Source organism: Salinisphaera sp. G21_0, assembly GCF_017744115.1.
In the GTDB taxonomy this organism is placed as follows: Bacteria; Pseudomonadota; Gammaproteobacteria; order Pseudomonadales; family Endozoicomonadaceae; genus Endozoicomonas.
This window is the reverse complement of record NZ_JAGHQW010000224.1, coordinates 1-688: the sequence shown is the minus strand read 5'-3', so window position 1 is coordinate 688 and position 688 is coordinate 1. Positions and strand designations below refer to the sequence as shown.

Genomic DNA, 688 nt, shown 5'->3' with positions numbered 1-688 from the left:
GGTGATAAGAAAACGACAGCGGACCATCAAAATCAACAGGATCACTGGCATGATGCCCGTCAGGCCGTTGCAGAGCAGTTGGGTAACCTGGCTGATGAAACCGTTGACCTGGTCATTAAACAGAGTGGTCAGTTGGAGGCGGTCAAGCCGATCCTTGAGGGCAGTATCCGGGAGGTTATGAACCTTGTCGTCAAAGAAGGGGCGTTGTTTACCGCGAGGCACAACGGTGAACAATGTGACGACGTAAATGCCTTAGAGGGCGGCACGGCACTTACCGAACAATTACCGACGTTTCTGACCACTGCCACAGTCGAATTAATGGTTGAACTGCTGAGTGACCGTTTGCAATCCGGGGACTGGAAAACAGCAACCGTTACTGAGATCACTGCCGGGGAGGAAACGGCAGACTCAGCCACGATGATAGCCCGCAAAGTTGACCGGATGCTGGGCGAAGGGCTTGCCGGGATGGTCAGCGCAGTGGCCGACCAGGTGGAATCACTTCTGCAAAAACACCCACACACTACTGCCGAAGCGGTGCTTGGGGAATTGACCCGGCAAGGGATACACGACGGTGCTGCATGGGTAGGTGAGCTGGTGAACGGCCTGTTTGCCGGTGATGCACAGGTCGTGTCCAGGGTAATTGATAAGTTAACCGAACAGGCGGAGTCGCTGGTGCAGACCCTGGCGA

General features: G+C 55.2%; 1 protein-coding gene. It reads left to right on the top strand.

Annotated features, from left to right (window positions below):
* Positions 1-688: hypothetical protein (locus J7439_RS25765; RefSeq protein WP_209204914.1), on the top strand; the 688-nt coding region annotated here is incomplete at both ends.